General features: G+C 49.3%; 17 protein-coding genes and 1 pseudogene. 4 read left to right on the top strand and 14 right to left on the bottom strand.

Features of this window, described 5'->3' with window-relative positions:
* Positions 1-17 precede the first annotated feature (17 nt).
* From AC6I3O_RS12605 to AC6I3O_RS12580, 6 genes are all read right to left on the bottom strand, one after another.
* A complete protein-coding gene (locus AC6I3O_RS12605) occupies positions 18-434 on the bottom strand; it encodes a hypothetical protein (protein ID WP_497851184.1) in 417 nt (138 codons plus the stop codon).
* A gap of 111 nt (positions 435-545) precedes the next feature.
* A complete protein-coding gene (locus AC6I3O_RS12600) occupies positions 546-962 on the bottom strand; it encodes a putative ABC transporter permease (RefSeq protein ID WP_497851183.1) in 417 nt (138 codons plus the stop codon).
* Positions 963-1,033: 71 nt separating this feature from the next.
* Positions 1,034-2,533 (bottom strand): ribosomal protection-like ABC-F family protein, encoded by a 1,500-nt coding sequence (abc-f, locus tag AC6I3O_RS12595; protein WP_497851182.1) that lies wholly within the window; start codon positions 2,531-2,533, stop codon positions 1,034-1,036.
* 35 nt (positions 2,534-2,568) lie between these two features.
* Positions 2,569-3,669 carry an immunity protein Imm33 domain-containing protein gene (locus AC6I3O_RS12590; RefSeq protein WP_497851181.1) on the bottom strand — a complete coding sequence of 367 codons (1,101 nt, stop codon included), beginning with the start codon at positions 3,667-3,669 and terminating at the stop codon, positions 2,569-2,571.
* Positions 3,670-4,065: 396 nt separating this feature from the next.
* Entirely contained in the window at positions 4,066-4,875 is an 810-nt protein-coding gene (locus AC6I3O_RS12585; protein WP_497853463.1) for an alkaline phosphatase family protein, read from the bottom strand.
* Between the two features lie 100 nt (positions 4,876-4,975).
* A complete protein-coding gene (locus AC6I3O_RS12580; RefSeq protein ID WP_497851180.1) occupies positions 4,976-6,649 on the bottom strand; it encodes a DUF885 family protein in 1,674 nt (557 codons plus the stop codon).
* 171 nt (positions 6,650-6,820) lie between these two features.
* On the opposite strand from AC6I3O_RS12580, the gene AC6I3O_RS12575 reads away from it, so the two are divergent.
* Complete coding sequence (locus AC6I3O_RS12575) at positions 6,821-8,143, top strand: immunoglobulin-like domain-containing protein (protein ID WP_497851179.1); 1,323 nt, start codon at positions 6,821-6,823, stop codon at positions 8,141-8,143.
* On the opposite strand, the gene AC6I3O_RS12570 is transcribed toward AC6I3O_RS12575, so the two are convergent.
* On the bottom strand, positions 8,062-8,979 hold the full coding sequence (locus AC6I3O_RS12570) for an IS3 family transposase (protein ID WP_016220921.1): 918 nt from the start codon (positions 8,977-8,979) through the stop codon (positions 8,062-8,064). The genes AC6I3O_RS12575 and AC6I3O_RS12570 overlap by 82 nt on opposite strands.
* On the bottom strand, positions 8,976-9,263 hold the full coding sequence (locus AC6I3O_RS12565; protein ID WP_016220920.1) for a transposase: 288 nt from the start codon (positions 9,261-9,263) through the stop codon (positions 8,976-8,978). Before AC6I3O_RS12565 ends, AC6I3O_RS12570 begins: the two co-directional genes overlap by 4 nt.
* Before the next feature lie 90 nt (positions 9,264-9,353).
* On the opposite strand from AC6I3O_RS12565, the pseudogene AC6I3O_RS12560 reads away from it, so the two are divergent.
* Together AC6I3O_RS12560 and AC6I3O_RS12555 are read left to right on the top strand one after the other, a co-directional pair.
* Positions 9,354-10,541 (top strand): annotated as a pseudogene (locus AC6I3O_RS12560) (beta-L-arabinofuranosidase domain-containing protein); the annotation flags it as partial.
* Positions 10,530-11,135, top strand: coding sequence for a hypothetical protein (locus AC6I3O_RS12555; RefSeq protein ID WP_497853462.1), 606 nt, complete (start codon positions 10,530-10,532; stop codon positions 11,133-11,135). The pseudogene AC6I3O_RS12560 and the gene AC6I3O_RS12555, both read left to right, overlap by 12 nt.
* Before the next feature lie 152 nt (positions 11,136-11,287).
* Here the strand turns inward: AC6I3O_RS12555 and tnpA are convergent, their stop codons facing one another.
* The gene (tnpA, locus tag AC6I3O_RS12550) at positions 11,288-11,722 is read right to left on the bottom strand and encodes an IS200/IS605 family transposase (RefSeq protein ID WP_300512659.1); all 435 of its coding nucleotides are present in this window, start codon (positions 11,720-11,722) and stop codon (positions 11,288-11,290) included.
* Between the two features lie 102 nt (positions 11,723-11,824).
* Between tnpA and AC6I3O_RS12545 the strand changes: the two genes are divergently transcribed.
* Positions 11,825-13,714, top strand: a complete 1,890-nt coding sequence (locus AC6I3O_RS12545; protein ID WP_497853461.1) for a glycoside hydrolase family 127 protein — start codon at positions 11,825-11,827, stop codon at positions 13,712-13,714.
* Positions 13,715-14,129: 415 nt separating this feature from the next.
* On the opposite strand, the gene AC6I3O_RS12540 is transcribed toward AC6I3O_RS12545, so the two are convergent.
* The 5 genes from AC6I3O_RS12540 to AC6I3O_RS12520 all read right to left on the bottom strand — a co-directional run bounded on the left by AC6I3O_RS12540 (position 14,130) and on the right by AC6I3O_RS12520 (position 19,938).
* On the bottom strand, positions 14,130-15,098 hold the full coding sequence (locus AC6I3O_RS12540; protein ID WP_497851178.1) for an ABC transporter ATP-binding protein: 969 nt from the start codon (positions 15,096-15,098) through the stop codon (positions 14,130-14,132).
* The gene (locus AC6I3O_RS12535) at positions 15,098-16,120 is read right to left on the bottom strand and encodes an ABC transporter ATP-binding protein (protein ID WP_497851177.1); all 1,023 of its coding nucleotides are present in this window, start codon (positions 16,118-16,120) and stop codon (positions 15,098-15,100) included. The genes AC6I3O_RS12540 and AC6I3O_RS12535 overlap by 1 nt, the downstream gene beginning before the upstream one ends.
* Before the next feature lie 11 nt (positions 16,121-16,131).
* Entirely contained in the window at positions 16,132-17,100 is a 969-nt protein-coding gene (locus tag AC6I3O_RS12530; RefSeq protein WP_497851176.1) for an ABC transporter permease, read from the bottom strand.
* Between the two features lie 12 nt (positions 17,101-17,112).
* The gene (locus AC6I3O_RS12525; RefSeq protein WP_497851175.1) at positions 17,113-18,036 is read right to left on the bottom strand and encodes an ABC transporter permease; all 924 of its coding nucleotides are present in this window, start codon (positions 18,034-18,036) and stop codon (positions 17,113-17,115) included.
* Between the two features lie 222 nt (positions 18,037-18,258).
* Positions 18,259-19,938 carry a peptide ABC transporter substrate-binding protein gene (locus tag AC6I3O_RS12520; protein WP_497851174.1) on the bottom strand — a complete coding sequence of 560 codons (1,680 nt, stop codon included), beginning with the start codon at positions 19,936-19,938 and terminating at the stop codon, positions 18,259-18,261.
* Between the last annotated feature and the right edge of the window lie 76 nt (positions 19,939-20,014).

Genomic DNA, 20,014 nt, shown 5'->3' with positions numbered 1-20,014 from the left:
TTTCCCGAACAGCCATCCTATCCAGATAACATGGTGAGGCGAATCAGCGTGAACACCAGATCTTCCTTCCACAAAATCTCCCCGTCAAGTTCCGTCAATTCTTCCTCCCCGGCGAACACACGGTAAATCCCGTCCTCAAAACACTGAAGCGTATTCTCCACAGCCTTCGCGGGATCTGCAGTTCCCCCGTTATGGACGCCGAAAGACACCTTCCCGCTTAAAGCCTGCCCTGCAATCTCCTCTCTGGTCAGGAAAGGGAGAATCTGTCCTTCGTCTTTTCTGGCATTATAATCTTTTACGCCAAGCTCTGTCAGCGCTGTCAAAAGCTCCCCCAAGGTTTCCGGCCTTTGCCCCACCTCGAAGGGAGTAGGAGCTAACTCCTTACACATCCCCTTGCCCGACTTCTTCATCCTCACATAAATGGTAAATGACATCTTCCTTCCTCCGTCCTTTTGCTATATTATAAAGTATACTCAAGGGTAAACCATAATACAAGACCTTTGGACATATCTTATCACTTGTCTATTCTGCAGCAAGATGGTCTCCTACAACACATGATAATGCGGTTTCTCTTCCCCGTACAGCCAATAGGACAGATATCCCCCAAGAAAAATCCCAAGCGCGCACAGTCCGGAAAAAATAACCATAAACGGCAGACAGATCTGACCAAACAACTGAAACGGCTGATTACTGTAATCCCACACAGCCAGATGTAGCCATTTATTGACGATAATCCCCGTCATAAATTCCATGGCCGTCACAAAAATAATGCACCGCAATATCTGCATCCACAGCGGGTCCTCCCAATGGACCATCTGCCCCTGAACCGTAAAAAAGACCATACAGATCCCGCCAAGCACAAACATAGACCAATGAGAAAATCCACGGAAAAATATTTCAAAAAAGTAGTAGAGACATCCGCCAAGTGTCCATAATAATAGATATTCGCTCAGTTTCTTCATGTAAAAACGCCCTCACTTATGTTATTCATACATAGTGTGGACGTTTTTTGCTCATATTATAGGTGGTAATTTTAAACTCCGATTTTCACTTCCTTTGTGGCAATCTTCGACGAAAAATATTGGTCATGCTCGATAAACAGCATCGTCGGCTGATACTTTAAAATCAGATTCTCCAATTGAATCCGCGTAAACAAATCCACGAAATTCATAGGCTCATCCCAAATATAAAGGTCTGCGCTCTCACACAGGCTTGCCGCCAGAAGCGTCTTCTTTTTCTGCCCGTCGGAAAACTGCGAAAGCGGCTTTTCAAACTGTTTCCTCTCGAACCCCATCTGCCATAACACGGCAAGTAAGGTGGTCATATCGATCCTGCGTTCTTCTGCCAATTCCTTTAGGCCCCCGGTGCGGAAACGGTAGTCTTGGGGGACATAGGAAACCGACAGTCCTCCCTTGACAGCCAATTCCCCACTCATATATTCCCCTTCCCCTACAAGAGTTTTTATCACGCTGGTTTTGCCGCAGCCATTCTTCCCGGAAAGCAGCACCCGTTCCCCCCTTTCCACCGTAAAAGTCACATCCTGGCATACCATCTTGTCCCCATATCCTATGCCAACCTTATCCGCCCAGACATAAGTCCCCTTCTGCCCTCCTTTGGCAAAAAGCTTCAGGTCATGCTCTTTTTCCACGTCTTTTAGAAGGGCTTTCTTCTCCTCAATTTCCCGCAAACATCTTTTTTCCAGATTCTTCTTGCGCTTTTCCATCCGCCTGGCTTTCTCCCCGATATAGCATCTGGTATCTTTCCAACGGTCTTCCTCTATGGGGTTGAACCCAATCTTCGTCTGCTCCACCTTATTCGCCCAATTTGCGGATTCCCTTGCTGATTTTTCCAAACGGCTGATTTCTTTCCTCAGCTTATGGTCTTTTTGTATCTCGAAGTTGTCCCTGTTCTTTTTATTTTCATACCAACTGCTGAAATTCCCTTTGCAGACCTCGATACTGCTGCGATTTATGGCTAAGATATGGTCTACGCATGCGTCCAGCACATCCCGCTCATGAGAAACCAGGATAAAACGCTTTTTGTGCCCCAAATATTTTTTTACGGTTTCCCGTGTCTGTTCATCCAAGTTATTCGTGGGTTCATCTAAAAGCAGGTAACTAATGTCATCAGCGAAGAGAAACGCCAGCATGATGCGAGTCCGTTCCCCCGGGCTTAGATGTTCCCACGGCTGGTATAGAATCCCTTCTTCCATTTCCAGCTCATGCAGCTCCCGGACTACCTTCCATAATTCACAATCTGGATAGCGTTCCATCAAAATATTGACTGCCTGTTCCTCCCCATCGTCCCTTTCTATGATCCCTGGGCAATATCTGACCGGATTCACATTCTGAATCTGCCCACTATACTCATAGTCCCCCTGAAGCAGCCTAAGAAACGTAGTTTTTCCTTTCCCGTTTCCCCCGACAATGCCAAGCCTCCATTCCGTGTCTATACACAAAGATACCTGCTCAAATACAGAATCACTGCTCCCTGGGTAGGAAAAACTTAAATTCTTTACTTCAATCAAAGCCATTTCAGCCCACCCCTCTTTCTACTATGTTTTATCTCTTAAAAATACTCCGGATTCATGAACGGAACCACCAGCGATACCGCCTCGCCCTGTTCATTAAGCCCCCAGTATCCGCTATAAATGCCGTCTCCCATACCGCTGGAAAAGAACGCCAGTTTATGCCCTGTCCCCGGGATCTCCCAATGCAGGAAGTCCCCGCCCTGATTCTGGACCTTGGGATGTTTCTCATAGCTGTCTGCAAAAAGCGCGGCGAAATAGTCGTCGTACTTATTCTTTCCCGGATTCTCACCTTGCCACCGCTCAAAAAATTCCCTGTATTCCGCCTCTGCCTGTAAATCCGCAAAACAGGCAAGCCCGCAGTCCACGCCGAAGAAGGTGAAAACTTTTGGTTTTCCGAAATCCTCCGCCCGGCTTCCCTTAGGCATGGCAATCTCATAGCGGACGGCCGGTTTATCGCTCAAAATAAGCCTCGCCGCCGCTACCCTAATCCCTACAATATCAGAACTGCAGACGGACAGTTCCACAGGATAACTTCCAACCGTGACTTTCCTTTCCAGCACGGTAGAATATTTCGTGCCTAGATAAGCCAGCGGGTCTGCCAATACCACCTCTCCCGTAGGAAAATCGACCTGCCCTGCCGTCACAAGAGTCATCCCGCCGTTTTCCGCAAACAGTCCCTCAAAAAATTCCATCGGATAAGTTTCCTGATTCAAAAACTTGAGGTTTTTTTCAAATGCCGCCTGTGCCGGATGCTTCACAGGCTCCCGGATTTCCTTTCCCGTCCTTGTATCCACAAAATACTTCCCTGTCTTGTCAAAACGGAATTCCAAATCACTTCCTACCGGCATGTAATATACATTTAGTACGGTTGGTTCTATATTTGCCAGGACATTGAAATCCACCACCACCATATTCTCTGCATTGTCTACGTATTCCTGCGTATCCGTGTCGCCAAATGCAATCCATCCGTTCCCATGCTCGCTGTCCTCCCGAAACAGCCACTTGAGTTTTGATGCGCCGTTTAAAATAGACTTGCTGACAATGCTGCCGCCGGCTCCCTTGATATACTCTTTAAACTCTGCTTTCTTTTCTGCCGCTTTCTTTGATTCTTTCCCTTTCTTTTTGCTAAATAATCCCATAATGTTTTCCTTCCTTTCTTTTTGTTTCTTTTTCTGCTAAGCCCATAGGTTTATGCTCATACGGCACAGATTCTGCCTGGCATATAAAAAAGCGCAAAAAAACCGCAACAAACATATTCATGCCTGATGCGGTATAACTCTAATAAATATAAGTTGCAAAAAAGCAGCCCACATTCAATAATATGCACAGACACATAAGACCTACCGGCTTATAACTGTGCGTCTCATGCTATAAACGGATACGTCTATTATACATATTGGATTTTGAATGTAAATTCTGCTTCATTTCACTTATTCTCCTTAAATTTTCTTTAATCTTAGCACCTGTATGCTTCTTTGTCAATCCATCTTCTTTATTTAATGAAAAAATCGGGAGCCTACATCCCTGAAGGGCAATTAACTTCCACACTCAATCACGATGAAAGGTATCGTCATCTCATCCTCCGTAAGCCCTGCATGTACCCCAACCAAAGCGTCCGCCTCTTCCCTCATATTGAATACCGCCAAATCGTCTACCGCCACAGCCAGATAATCTCCCAGCATATTCCTGAAATCCGGATGCTCCTCCCCGGTTCCGAATATCTGACGTTCTAAGACCTCATCCTTCGACCACAGCAAAAATTTTTCTCCAAACTCCTTGCGAAATTCACGCACAAACTGTTCCTTTTTCTCTTCACTTACAAACAGATTCAAAGCCCTCGGTTCTATGGAAGGCATACGTACCAGACACTCCATAATCTTAGGATAATCCATAATCGCCACACATTCTGAATCCATATGCCCATGGTCAGCCGTCACAATCACCAGCGTATCCTCTAACTCTGCACACAGCCTCCTGGTTTGTTCTTCCAATTCCCTTACGGTCTTCCTCGCCTCTGCCCCATAACAACCCTTCTCATGCATGGTGAAATCCGGCTCAGCCCAATAACTATAGATGTATTTCTTTCCCGGTCTTTCACATAACTCCTTTACTTGCCCGCAGATTTCCGCAAACTCCTTGGGAAATGGCTCCGCAAAGGGCGTTACTTCATAAGCCTGCCCTCCCTTTGCACGAATTTTTGACACCACGCTCTCATAGCCGCAAAAAGTCCTGGCTACATGGAAGTCAGAGGCAGGAACCTTCGTTCCTGCCTCCGTATTCAAAAAAACCGTAACATTTTTTTCAATTTGGGGAAAATAGCAATCTAGGGCTCTATGGCCTCCAATCCCCGTCTTCCTTCTTCCCGGATGCCAAATTCTTGAAGAACCGAATTGGCTAAATTGGCAATACAATGGTTATAATCCGGAAACTTCACCTTCATAACCGTCAATCCTCTTTTAAAAGGCTTGAAAAGTCATGGTAATAGCGTTCCCGTTCCTGGGGCGTAAGCCTTGCCAGCTCCCCAAGGCGCTCAATACTGATATACCCCGCCGAGAACAGAAGCTCTGTAAAATCCTTCTTGGAGAAACCGTATTCCTTCTCCCACTGACAGATTTTCTTCATCCCGTAATAATAACAGGTAAAATATCCCTGCATATTCTGATGAGCGCGCACCTGGCTTCTTGCCGTCCCCCGGTCGAATCCAAGCTCCTTCTCATAGGTCTTAACCGCCTCCTCTAAGGTAGCCCCATGATAGAACAGCATCAAATCCACATAAATCCTGACCGAAGCATGGTGGCGGCGGTACGCTACAAACAATGGGAAGAACGGGTCTTCCCCGTATATGAACTCAAAGGCGCGCTCCGTACGCAGGCACGTACCCTCCAGAACCGGGACGAGTTTCGCCCCAATCTTCACCGTCTCCGGCCTTGAATCAATCGCAGCCCGAACATACTGGACATGATGCCCCGGGTATGCTTCATGCAATGCATTGAGCTTAATCCACCCGTCCGTCACATTCTGATAGTTATAATTGTTGAGGAACATCTGCCCCCTAATGGGACGTACGGTAAAGTCCCCGCCTTCATAGCCTCCCCATGGGTAAGAATCCTTGCAGCTATCGGAAATTTCCACGCAGAGACAGCTCTCATCCTCCGGCAGGTTCACGTATTCATGGGCCAGCGCACGGGTTCTCTTTAAATATTCATTGGCTCTTTCAAACATTTCCTCCGGGCTTTGGCACGGTCCTTCGTACTTGAACAGAATCTCATTGACTTCTTCCATAGTCTTAGGCTCAGGCTCCGGGATGTTAAGCTTCTTAGCAATCGCAAATACTTCCGCCCGTGTCTTCTCAATCTCTTCCTTATGCCAGGCAAGGAGCTCATCCAGAGAAACGCCCAGCCGCTTGGATAGCAGTGTGCGGTACTCTTCTTCCTCCATCTTTACGGTAATGCTAAGGTCATCCTCCTCAGGCTCTTTCGTATCTCGCGCTTTCGCTTCTGCTTGCGTCTCCTTTGGCAATGCGTCGGCCATCTTCCCAAGGACATCCTCAAACCGCACAATCGCCGCATCCACACGGCTGCGCTGTTCTTGTGTAAATGTCGGAAAATATTCGTTGAGTTTCATCCGACACGCTTCCACAGTTGTCTTTGCGCCGGACAGGGCGGCGGCAGCCTGCCGCTGCTCTTCCTCACTCTCCTTCTTTTTGATTAATCCTAAGAAAATATCGCTGGCTTCGCAGATTTCCTCTAATTGGCTGACCATTTTCTGGCACCGCTCTTCATCCGGTTTCCGGCTCAGCCTTGATGTATTCTCAATCATCCAATGCATGTACAAAAAGCCGCCTTCCGGATGTTTACCCGCATCCTCAAGGGCGTATTCCTGGGAATCCAGAAAATCCTCGAAATGATGCCTGACTAAAGCAAACACAGCGTCCGGCTCTTCCAGAGACGCAACCCTTTCTTTCAATTCCCTGAAGCGATTCCACGCTTTCTCCATATTGGCTTCATCCGGGATAAAAAGCTTCCGCTCCTCATCCTTCCCGCCAGACAGCTCATAATGAAGGTTGGCGCAGTCGCGGTCAAGCTCCCGGTACTGTCTGCACAGTTCTGTATATTCCATAAATTAACACCTCCTGGATACATTCTACCGCTTCCTATTTCAGTTTTCAACCATTTACTTGCAGAAAGCATCCCCATTCTCTCCCACTGATATCATCTATCATAGTATTTTGCAGATTTACGTAAATTTTGCTAAACTATATGAAAAGATACACAGGAGGTTTTCTTAATTATGGCTACAATCAGAAATGAACTTGCCCGCTATGATTTCTTTGAAGTCAGCAGCACCATCGTCCCCGACCTTACGGGGAACGGATATGCCGGCGTAATCAGGGGCTGCGACCGGGGCGGGGCGGATATGGGGACGGACTCTGTATTCGGACAGACCCTCCCGGCGCTCTTACTCTCAGGCGGGGCAAACGGCGGTTTCCTGCAGCTTCCGGATGGAATCCTGAATACAAAAGAGGGTTTCACCGTTAGTTTCTACGCAAAGCTTTCTCCCTTATCCGGCTTCGGAACTGTTTTTTCCTTTGGCAGGGATTATTGTTTCTATCTTTCTGCCATGCCAAACCCGGACAATCCGGAAGAAATCCTTCTATCGCCTTGCGCGACGGGAGGCGGGCGCAGCCAAGAGCGATGCCTTGAACCATGGTTTCCGGTCCCGTCCTGCCAGTGGCTCCATATTGCCGTCTCATTTTCCGCCGGGACGCCTTCCAATATCACGCTTTCCGTTGACGGGAAAACCTGCGGCTCGTTTGAACATCCCCGGATGGGGGCCAAGGCCCTTGACCATTGTAGCGACTGCTATTTTGGATTCGGGTCTTTCGCCCCTGCCCCTATCGCGGCTGCGATTACCGATATCCGGATTTTCTCCCGGACTTTGGAGGCCCACGAGATATCGTCCCTGTTCCGGATAACTCCCCAAATGCGTCTTGCGCTGGACGCCGGACGCCTTGCCGGCTTATTTGCAAAACCGCTGGAGAAACCGATTTCCCTCCCGTCAGCCGGACAGACAGGCACAACGGTTACTTGGAAGAGCCTGACTCCCGATATCATCTCAGACAGCGGTGAATTCACCCGTCCGGCGGCTGGGAGGGAATGCCTCGTCGGCGCTTTGGAGGCTGCGCTCTCCTTTGGAGACTGCCGGATGGTGCAAGTCTTCCAGTGCCAAATCCAACCTATGCCGGAGGATTCCGTAATTGCCCGCAGGGATGCCCAAAGCGTGGTCCTTCCATTTCCGGGACATGTCACGGAAGATTTGGTCCTTCCGCTTACCGGAAATGACGGCTCTTCCTTCCACTGGTCAAGCAGCCGTCCAAAGTGGATGGACAATCAAGGGCATCTCCTGAAAAAGCCGGCAGATGCGCCGGAAAAATTGTGCATGACACTGATTTCTTCCTATGGAAATGCAGTGGTACTATGTCAAGAAAAAGTACAAGTTAAAAGTGAACTTTTCTTACAACCTTCCATTTTTTATCCAGCCAATCTTTCCATCTTATTCAATTTCTGTTCATACACATTCTCGTATTCATTTGGTGATAGATATCCACAATGACTGTGGATTCTTACCGTATTATAAAATGTCTCTATGTATTCAAATACCAATTTATAGGCATGTTCATAATTTTTTATTTTAAATCGATTCAGCCATTCTCTTTTGATCAATGCATGAAAGGATTCAATACAGGCATTATCCCATGGATACGCTTTTTTCGAATAACTTCTCTTCATTCCAATGGTTGCCTCTACATACTCCCTGCACACATACTGGATCCCCCGGTCTGTATGCAGAATTAAGGGTTTCTCCACATTCCTCCTTCTTTTTGCCTTTTCTACCGCTTTTACGACATGTTTTGCTTCTAATGTATTACTTAATACCCATGAGATGATCTTTCTCGAGTACAGATCCATAATACTCGTTAAGTATACAAAGCCCTCGTAAGTCCAGATATAAGTGATATCCGAACACCAGACTGCATCCGGTTCTTCCGGATTAAATTTTTCTTTCAGAATATTTCTCAGCCTACTGCTTAGATCCGGTTCGATTGTTGTAACGGTATAAGGTTTCACGTACTGTGCTTTGATCCCCAATTCCCTCATATAATTCCCCACTGTTTTGTCTGCTATTTTTTCTCCTTCCCTGCGCAGACATTCTGCTATTTTGGGGGCTCCATAATTCTGATGGGATTCCTGATAAATCTCAACGATCCTCTCTTTTATCTGCTCCTTTCTCTTCTCCCGGGTGGAAGGGAGGCGGTTTTTCCATGCAAGGTATCCGCTTCTTGAAACACCTAAGATCCTCAGCACACCAGAGACATTCGGCCGGCGTTTCCCCTCTTCCAGAAGCTGCTCTTCATACCGGGCAGTCTCCAGGAAGAGAGCCTCTGTCATTTTCCCAGTATGCCGATTGCTTTTTTTAAGATATCTAAAGCATCTTGTGTATCACGTAGCTCTTTACGCAGGCGTGCAAGTTCCTTTGCATCATCACTCTCAAAATTCCCCCTTCCTCTGGTTGGGACTGTCCCCTCATTTGCATCATATATCTTTCTCCAGTTAGAAAGAGCTGTCTTACTAATCCCCAGATTCTTTGCACACTTAGCAATCCCAAGCTCTGGATGTTCCTTCCAATACCTTACTGCATCATTCTTAAATTCTTCTGTATATTGTGTAGCCATGTTCATTCCTCCATCTGTTCTATTATACTTTCCTGTTGGGAATTTTCCATGTCTAACTTGTACTAATTATATTCTAACACCAATCAGGAACGCTGTATTCGCTATCTGCTGTTCCTTAACGCCGACCGGATGCTCTATAATTTCCGAAAGGCGTTCGGATTCGACACCAACGGGGCGCCGCCGCCGGGCGGCTGGGAGGAACCCTCCGGGTTATTGCGCGGGCATTCCACCGGACACTTTCTGTCTGCCCTTGCCCATGCATTTGCCTCCACCGGGGACAAGCGTTTTCACCAAAAGGCAGATTATATCATTACCGAGCTTCGGAAGCTCCAACAGGCTTCCCACGGGGAACCTGCAGATTTCCGGACGGAATGCACCCCGGGAAACGCGGTACAGTCACTTTGGAGCCGCAAGCCGGATACTTGGGGCGAAGGTTTCCTGAGCGCCTACTCTCCCGACCAGTTTGCGCTTCTGGAGGAGTTTACGCCTTATGCCACCATCTGGGCGCCTTATTATACGCTCCATAAAATCCTTGCAGGGCTTTTAGACTGCCACCGTCTGCTTGAGAGCGATGACGCCCTGTCCTGCGCCTGTGGCATCGGAAACTGGGTCTACCGCCGTCTTTTGGCAACAGACAGGGAACAGCGCGCAGCCATGTGGAAACTGTACATCGCAGGGGAGTATGGCGGGATAAATGAATCCCTTGCTGCCTTGTATGAAGCCACGGGCAACAAAGACTATCTGGAAGCCGCCAGGATGTTCGACAACCCTGTCCTGTTCGACGGGCTGATACATGGGCGCGACCCTTTAAGCGGAATCCACGCCAACCAGCACATCCCACAGATTATCGGGGCAATGGAAGTGTTCCGCGCTGCCGGCGATTACCGCTATTACCACCTGGCGAAGAATTTCTGGGAACTTACGATCAACCGGTACATGTATTCCATCGGCGGCGTGGGCAGGGGCGAGAATTTCCGGGATGCCGACATCCTTGCCAACCACATCGAGGGCGGGCGCAACTGCGAGACCTGCGCCACATATAATATGCTGAAACTGACCGGGATGCTGTACCAGTATGCCCCGGATCACAGCCCTTATATGGACTATTACGAACGTGCCTTGCTAAACCATATCGCCGCAAGCCAGAACCCAGACGCAAAAGAAGGAGCGCTTCACGGCGTCACCTATATGCTTCCCATAGGCCCCGGCGCACAGAAGGAATACAGCAACGACTATGACGACTTCACTTGCTGCCACGGAACCGGCATGGAGAACCATGTGCGGTATACGGAGCACATTTACCACCACGGGGATGACGGAAGCCTGTACTTAAACCTCTTCCTCCCGTCTGTCTACTGCTGGGAGGAAAAAGGCGTGACCCTGTCCCTTGAAGGAGACTTCCCTTCCCAGTGTTTCCGGCTGACGGTACATACAAAGACGGCGGGCAGGACGGTTTCCCTGAACCTGAAAATCCGGATTCCTTACTGGTGCCGACAGACGTTCCGGGTCTCTGACCGGATTGGGACGCTGCCAGAACCGTCGGGTGACAGCGGATATTATATGATTCACCGGACATTTGCCGATGGGGACTTTATTACCGTCTCCACTCCCTTTGCCCTTCATCTGTGTTATACCAATGACGCATACGAAGGATACCCTGCCGCAAGCCTGATGTACGGGCCTCTCGTCATGACTGCCCTGAGCCGAAGAACCGACTGGATCACACTGAACCTTCCCGCTGCTTTGGAAGATGCGTTTGAAATCCACTGGGATAAAACGCCCACGCTTTGGTATGACGATTTGGAATTCATTCCGTCTTATGCGGCGCATAACCAACCGTACCATACCTATTTTAAGATAAATCTTACTTAATTTCTATCATTTTATTTGTTGGAGGAACATAATGGAAAGAAAAATTGACTTAAAGGACATCAAACTGAACCACTACCGGCTAAAGCCGGTAGGTTCGGTGTGCTGCTAAAGCAGCCTAAAGTTGTCTCTGCTCTTTGTTATTCCTTTTATCTTTAACTTATTTCAAAGTTGTCTGTTTTTAATTTCTCTTGTAAATCTTGATTTTTAATATACTCTTTGATAATTTCATCTGTTACATTTCCACTACTTGCCACAAAGTATCCTCTTGCCCACAAATGCCGTCCCCAGAATTGCTTGTTCAATTCTTTGTATTCCATCTGCAATTTTCGGGATGTTGTTCCCTTAATATATTGTACCAGCTTACTTGCTGATAGATGCGGCGGTGCTGATACCAGCATATGGATGTGATCACTTCCTACATGCCCTGCCAGGATTTCTACCTCGTTCTTTTCGCATATGATTCGGATTAATTCTCTTGTCCGTACCGCTATCTTTCCTGTTATCACCGGTTTTCTATATTTTGTTATCCAAACCAGATGGTACTTAATATCATACGTGCAATGTGACGATTTTCTATAATTCTCCATATTCTTCACCTCACGTTTAGTATTTCTATTTTTACTTTTTTCTAAACTTGAGGTTATGGGGTTGACCTAAAGGTTTCGCCTTAAGGCGAGGGTTTTAACCCCATTATACAGACAATAAAAGACCGGTTCTGGAGCGAACGCCAGAAATTAATCAAAGACGTAGTAATCCCTTATCAGGAGAAAATCCTAAACGACGAGATTCCGGACGTTGAGAAGAGCCATGCCCTTACCAATTTCCGGATTGCCGCTAAAATGGAGGAAGGCGAGTTCTACGGGATGGTCTTTCAAGACAGCGATGCGGCAAAATGGCTGGAAGGGGTGGCCTATGCCCTATGCGTGGAGGCAGACTCGGCTCTGGAAGCCCGGGCGGACAAGGTTATCGAAAGCATTGCAAAAGCACAGCAGCCGGACGGGTATCTGGATACCTATTTCATCATCAAGGAACCTGAGCATAAGTGGCAGAACTTGCAGGAGTGCCATGAACTGTACTGCGCCGGGCATATGATGGAGGCTGGCGCAGCTTACTACGAAGCCACTGGGAAACGGACGCTTCTCGATGTGGTGGAACGTCTTGCGGATCATATCGGCAGTTTGTTCGGACCAGGCAAACGCTCAGGCATCCCCGGGCATCAGGAGATCGAAATTGGACTGATGCGCCTGTACCATACGACAGGAAAGGAAAAATACCGGGAACTGGCCCAGTACTTTATCGACGAGAGGGGCAAGGACCCGGATTTCTTCAAAAAAGAAGCCGAGCAAAGGGGATGGAAGCATTTTGACATGGATCCGCTGGATACGAAATACAACCAGAGCTTCCTTCCGGTCAGGGAACAGGAAACTGCAGAAGGCCACAGTGTCCGGGCGGTTTATATGTATACGGCGATGGCTGATATTGCCGCCGTTACGAAGGAGAAGGCGCTAACCGAGGCGTGTGAACGGCTTTGGGATAATATTACGAGAAAGCGGATGTATGTGACCGGCGGGATTGGCTCTACCGTGGACGGCGAAGCCTTTACCATTGACTATGACCTTCCCAATGATTCTGTCTACGCGGAGACTTGCGCTGCCATCGGGCTTGTATTTTTCGCAAGGAGGATGCTGAATCTTTCGGTGGACCGGAAGTATGGGGATGTGATGGAACGTGCGCTGTATAATGGGATTATCAGCGGAATGCAGATGGACGGGAAACGTTTCTTCTATGTGAATCCCCTGGAGGTGAACCAAGGCGTTTCCGGAAAACTTTACGGATACCGGCATGTTGTGGTTCCAAGGCCAGAATGGTACGCCTGCGCCTGTTGCCCTCCGAACGTGGTGCGGCTTCTCATGTCTCTTGGCGGTTATGGATGGGGCGAAGATGCCGATACCGTTTACTCCCATCTCTATTTGGGCGGGGAGGCATCTCTTGGCCATGGTACGGTAACGGTAAAAAGCATGTTTCCCTACGAAGGGGATGTGACGTATCAGATTGCCCCAAGGGAGGGAAAGGAAACATTTGCATTTGCAATCCGGATTCCTGCTTATGCGAAAAATGTAAGGATTACGCTGAACGGCAGGGAAATGAATGTGGATGGCGGGATGAAAAACGGATATTTTTACCTGAGCAGGACATGGGAAACCGGCGATAAGGTTCGCCTGGCCTTCGACCTTCCAGTCCGGCGAATCTACGCCAATACGGCAGTCCGGGCAAATGCCGGATGCGTGTGTCTGATGCGCGGGCCTTTTGTTTATTGTTTTGAGAGTATAGACAATGGAAGCGAATTATCTGCTCTGCGTATTCCTGCGGATGCGGCTATCCGCACAGAAGTGTGTGAAGAAGGGCTTTTAAAGGGGATGCCCCTTCTGAAATTAGATGGGGTGCGGATGCATGGCTCAGGGGAATTGTACTTTGAAGAACGTCCGAATGCCGAAGCTGTGACACTGACGGCGGTTCCTTATTTTGCCTGGGGCAACCGCAGTAATGGGGATATGCGGGTCTGGATGCTGGAAAAATAAATAGACTTTCAATCCCGTGGGTGGTATAATACGTCTTATCAGGACAACGCTGCATTTACAGAAGGGGTGATCAGATGGCACTGACGAATGAAGATTTATTAGCAATCTCTCAATTGCTGGATACAAAGTTGAACGCAAGATTAAAGCCGATGGAAAATGACATCAAATGATTAATATTTTGTCTGAGAACTATCTGCCGGCGGCGAAACGGTACGAGAATGCCACGGAAAAGATGGCTTCAAATTTTGAATAAACCCTTGAAACTGTATAAAGATTTTCTGAAAATGAGGGTGTCGGAAAACATCATTTCCGACACCCCTTTCGTCTGTTTTATATTCCATACGATTGAAAACACATTTGCTTTATTGTGCGTTCTGCCACTTTACTTCCGTGACATACACTCCGGGAAGATCTCCTACCACTCTTCCTTCCCGCACATATGGCAGGCCACGAAATGCCCCGGCTCTGCCTCCTTTAGCTCTGGCATCTCCTTGTCGCAGATGTCCCTCGCATACTTGCACCTCCCCTTGAACCGGCATCCCGGCGGCGGATTGATGGGGCTTGGCACCTCCCCTTCCAGGTGGACCCTTGCCTTCCCTTCCTCCTCATCCGGGTCTGCCTCCGGAATCGCTGAAATCAGCGCCTGGGTATACGGATGAATGGGCTTGTCATACAGCACATGGTTGCTGGCCAGCTCCACCATGGAGCCTAAGTACATCACTCCCACCCGGTCCGAGATATGCTTCACCATCGACAGGTCATGGGAGATGAACAGGTACGTCAGCCCCATCTCCCTCTGCAGCTGAATCAACAGGTTCACAATCTGCGCCTGGATCGACACGTCCAGCGCCGAAATCGGCTCGTCGCACACGATGAACTTAGGCTCCACCGCAAGCGCGCGGGCGATCCCCACCCGCTGCCTCTGCCCGCCGGACAGCTCGTGGGCAAACCGGTTCGCGTACTCCGCATTCAGCCCCACCTTGTGCAGCAGGTCATTCACCCTCTCCTCTTTCTCCTTCTCCGACAGGTGGAAATGCACGTTCATCCCCTCCGTAATAATCTCACCGATGGTCATACGCGGGTCTAAGGATGCATACGGGTCCTGGAAGATAATCTGCGCGTCTTTGCGGAAGCCCAAAAGCTCCTTCCCCTTGAGCTTCGACACGTCCTTCCCCTCGAACAATACCGTCCCGCTGGTGGCGTCATAGAGCTTCACTAGCGTACGCCCGCAGGTCGTCTTCCCGCAGCCCGACTCCCCTACAAGCCCCAATGTCTCCCCCTTCTCAAGCCGGATGTTCACGCCGTCCACTGCCTTTAGGGTCTGGTTCTTCCCTGCCTTAAAATATTTGCACAGATTCTTCGCCTCTACGATATACTCGCCCATTACTTCTCCCTCCTGTCATAAAACGACTCTACCTTAGGAGCCTTCTCATGCATCAGCCAGCAGGACACCTTATGGGTGTCGCTTAGCACCGTCTCCTTAGGCTTACACTCTTTACAGATAGGCATACAGTACTCACACCGGTCTGCAAACGGACAATGGTTCAGGGGCAGCAAAAGATCCGGCGGCGTTCCGCCCAATGCATACAGTTCCTTCTTCGACTCACTCCCAAGCCTTGGCACAGAACGAAGCAGCGCCCAGGTATAGGGATGCCTGCTTTCATTGAAGATCTCCTTCGTCGTCCCTCTCTCTACCACCTCGCCTGCGTACATCACCTGGATACGGTCCGCAAAATTCGCCACTACCCCTAAGTCATGGGTTACAAGGATGATCGCCGTGTTCATCTTCGTCTTCAGCTCCATCATCAAGTCCATGATCTGGGCCTGGATGGTTACATCCAGCGCCGTAGTCGGCTCGTCCGCAATCAGTACGTTGGGATTACATGCCAGCGCAATGGCAATCATCACCCTCTGGCGCATCCCCCCGGACATCTCATGGGGATAGTTGTCAATCCGTTTCTCCGGGCTTGGGATATTTACCATCTTCAGCATGTTGATGGCTTCCTCCCTCGCCGCATTCTTGTTGAGCTTCTTATGGATCATCAGGCTCTCCATGATCTGTTTCCCAACGGTCATGGTCGGGTTTAAGGAGGTCATAGGGTCCTGGAAGATCATACCCACTTCATCCCCCCGGAACTCGCACAGCTCCTTCTCCCCCATCTTCAATACGTCCTTCCCGTTACAGACAATCCTGGACTCCGGCTTAATCACCGCAAACGGAGGCTTTAACAGGCGCAGGATGGACTTCGCCGTCACCGTCTTCCCGCAGCCCGACTCCCCTACGAACGCAAGGGTCTCCCCCTTGCTCAACTCAAAACTGACGCCCCTTACCGCCTTTACCTCCCCGGCATATGTATTGAAGGAAACATTCAGGTTGTCAACTTCTAATATTTTTTCTTTTTCCATATCCGTCTCTCCTATTTACGTAATTTCGGGTCCAGCGCATCCCTAAGCCCGTCCCCAAGCAGGGTGAACGACAACATGGTCAGGGCGATCATCAGCGCCGGGAACAAAAGCTGGTACGGGTAGAACATGAAATTCTGCTGCGCCGCCGACGCAAGCGCCCCCCAACTGGTGGACGGCGGCTGGATTCCAAGCCCTACATAGCTTAGGAACGCCTCCGAAAAGATATATCCCGGGATGTCAAAGGTAATGGCTACGATAATCATGCCGATGGTATTCGGTATCATATGCTTCAAAATAATCTTGATTGGCGCAACCCCCAATGCATTTGCCGCAAGCACATACTCCTGGGACTTGAGCTGTAACATCTGCCCCCGCACCAGCCTTGCAATCCCGCACCAGCCGGTCAGCGTCAGGGCTACCAGCATGGTCCCAAGGCTCTTGCTGTCCGTGATGACGGAGATGAGGATGACGATAATCAGGTACGGGATACTTAACAGCACCTCCACGATACGCATCATGATATCATCCACGGCTCCGCCAAAGTATGCCGCGATTCCTCCGTAAATACTTCCCACAACGCTGGCAATCACAGCGCCCAGGATACCGATGATAATGGACACGCGCCCTGCCTGCCATACACGGGCAAACAAGTCCCTCCCCAGGTCATCCGTGCCGAACCAATGCTCCGCGCTTGGTCCCTTGTTAATGGCGTCCGAGTCAATCTGTTCAAATTCATAGCCGCTGATTGCAGGCCCAAAGATAATAAAGAAGATGAGTACCAGGAGGATAATCAGCGCAACAAACGCGACCTTGTTCTCCCTAAGCCTCCTCCATGCGTCCCGCCAGTAGCCGATCCGGGGCCTGGACGGGGCTTCCGCATCCTTGTCAATCCCGATGATTTTAAATTTCTCGTCCGGTATATTTTCCACAGGTATATTTTCCGCAGGCACATTTCCTGCAGATACATGATTTGCCGTCATATGCTCTCCCTCCTACTTCACACGGATTCTCGGGTCCATCAGGCTGTAGGCGATATCCACCACCAGCTGCACGAACACGAACAGCGCTGCCGCAAAGATCGTTGTCCCGATGATCATCGTATAATCTCTATCATTGATTGAGTTGATATAGTAAAAACCAAGACCCGGAATGCCGAAGATCTTCTCCACCACGAAGGAGCCTGTGAAGATCCCGGACACCTGCCCTACCAGGAGGGTCATACAGGGAAGGAACGCATTCTTTAAGACATGCCGCTTCACCACGTTGAACCGGCTGACGCCCTTCGCCTCCGCCGTCAGGATGTAGTCCTGCCCCATCACGTCTAGCATGTTAGACTTCACATAACGGGCATAGGTGGCAATGGTGCCAAAACTCAATACGACAACCGGAAGGACAATGTTCTTCCAGCTCCCCCATCCGGTGGTGGGCAGTACCATCAGCTTGACGCTGAAAATGTACTGGAGCACCGACGCCAGGACGAAGACGGGCACCGTGATACCCAAAATCGCGATGAACATCACGATATAGTCCGGCCATTTGTTCTTATTGAGGGCGGCGACAATCCCAAGGAGGATACCGATGATAAGCCCCGCAAGGAGGGCCAGCCCGCCTGGCTTCGCCGACACGGAGGAATTGGTCATCAGGGTGTCCGTGACCTCACGCCCGGGATACCGGAGGGATTCCCCCATCTCCCCCTTGGTGAGCAGGTTCTTCATGAAGATCACATACTGTTCCGGCGTGGACTTGTCCAGCCCGTATTTCTCATAATAGTTCGCCCTGGTCTGCTCCGGAAGGTTCCTTGCCATGTGCGCAAGGGGGTCTCCGGGGATGCTGTGCATCAGAAAGAAGGTTGCCGTGATAACGATGAACAGCGTAAGCAACATATATCCGACACGTTTTGCGATAAATTTTGCCATATAATCTCTTCCTTTCTCTCTGGGGACAGGGGATTTTCCATCCGGAACAGAGGTTTCTTCCCGCCTGTTCCGGATGGAAAGTACCCCGTCCCCGTTTTAATCGAGTAGGGATTCCCTACTCAACCCGCGGCCCATACGCCGCATAAGCGGCATATTTCCTCTGCATGGGCCTGCGCATAAGATACCGCCGCCTGGCTTTAGACGGCGGTATCTGCTGATTACCTATTTTCCTTCAATATACACATACTTGAACCCTGTGGTGGTCGTCTCGCGCTCATTCAAGTTCTTTGCGTAATCATAATGGAACGCAATCTTCCTCTCATTTACCAGCGGACAGATATTACATCCCTCTTCAAAAAGAACCGTCTCAGCCTGTGCATATAAATCTACTCTCTTGCTCTCGTCCATCTCCCGGCTTGCCTGCGCAATCAAATCATCAAACGTCGCGTTGGACCAGTTGGTCGGGATATTGCCGGAATTCTCTGTGGTGAACAAGGAAATCATAGACATCGGATCGTCATAGTCTGTGGTCCATACCATATTCGCCATCTGGAAATCGCCGCTGTTGGTCTTCTGCTGGAATGTAGACCACTCATTGAAATCCAGCTCAATATTAACGCCCAGAATGTCTTTGTATTTCTGCTGTACATATTCGCCATAGTTACGCGCCCACTGTGTCGTTGCGCTCAGAGAATACTTCACCGTAATCTTTGACGGGTCGCTTCCAAGTCCCAATTCTTCCATTCCTTTTAACAGAAGCTCTTTTGCATCCTCTTCCTTTGCAATCTTGGCAAGAGGTCCTTCTACCTGCTCACGGTACTCCCCGTTCTCACCGGTAGAAATGCCTTCCGGAACCCACCAATATGCCGGTACATGCAGATCCTGATAAATCGTCTTCGCCATGTCTTCTCTGTCAACCGCAAGGGCAAATGCCTTCCGAATGTTCAGGTTGCCAAACAGTTCGTCTTCAACATTGAAGAAATCAAAACGCATAGCAGGCTGCTTCGTGTCTACACGCTCCACATTCTCCTTCGCGCTGAAACGGTCTACCCACTCCTGCTCTCCTACGGAGATGTTATCAAGCGCGCCGCTCTCGAAAGAATTATATCTTGCGTTAGAATCTGTAATAATCGAGAACTTAACCTTGTCAAGCTTTACATTATCCTTGTCCCAATACTGGTCATTCTTCACCAGTGTAATCTCAGAGTTATGTGTCCAGGAATCAACCTTGAACGGCCCGTTAAACACAAGAGAGTCAAGCTCAGAGCCGTATGTCTCTCCATATTTCTCGGCAATGTCCTGACGTACCGGATAACATGCCCTTGTGTCAGTAATGGACATAAAATATGGCGTAGGAGCTTCCAGCGTAATCTCTAATGTCTTGTCATCCACGGCTTTTACACCGAGTTCTTCTACTCCCAGTTCTCCGTTCACTACCTTCTGCCCATTCTTAATAAATGGCGCCGTAAAGAATGAGTTCGGTGAACCCGCCTCCGGGTCCAGCGTCCTTGTGATCCCGTAAGCATAATCCGCCGCAGTTACATCCTCCCCGTCAGACCACTTGTTGTCGCGGATTTTGAATGTCCAGACAGTTCCGTCCTCATTGGGTTCCCAGCTCTCTGCCCCTGCTCCTTCACGCTCCTGCTCTCCGTCCTTCTCTACCAGACGTGTCAGCGGCTCCAGCGTGTTCTTGTTGATATCCCATCCATACATATCATTTCCCTTGATGGTATCCAGGGTGGAGGGCTCTGTTGCAAGAAATGTGTTGAACTCCTGTGCCTCTCCACTGCCAGAGCCTCCTTGCGAGCCTCCTGATGATCCCCCGTCACCTTTGCCGCCGCAGGCCGCAAGAGATAATGCCATCGACGCTGTCAGCAGGACTGCAACCAATTTCTTTTTCATAAATTATCCTCCTCAATTTGGATTTTTAATATATACTATTTCTATAAATAATATATATTTTTTCTATTATAGCAAA

The organism is Sporofaciens sp. St.21A7 (assembly GCF_059728535.1).
The sequence above is the reverse complement of the archived record's forward strand: the minus strand, read 5'-3'. Positions and strand labels throughout refer to the sequence as shown.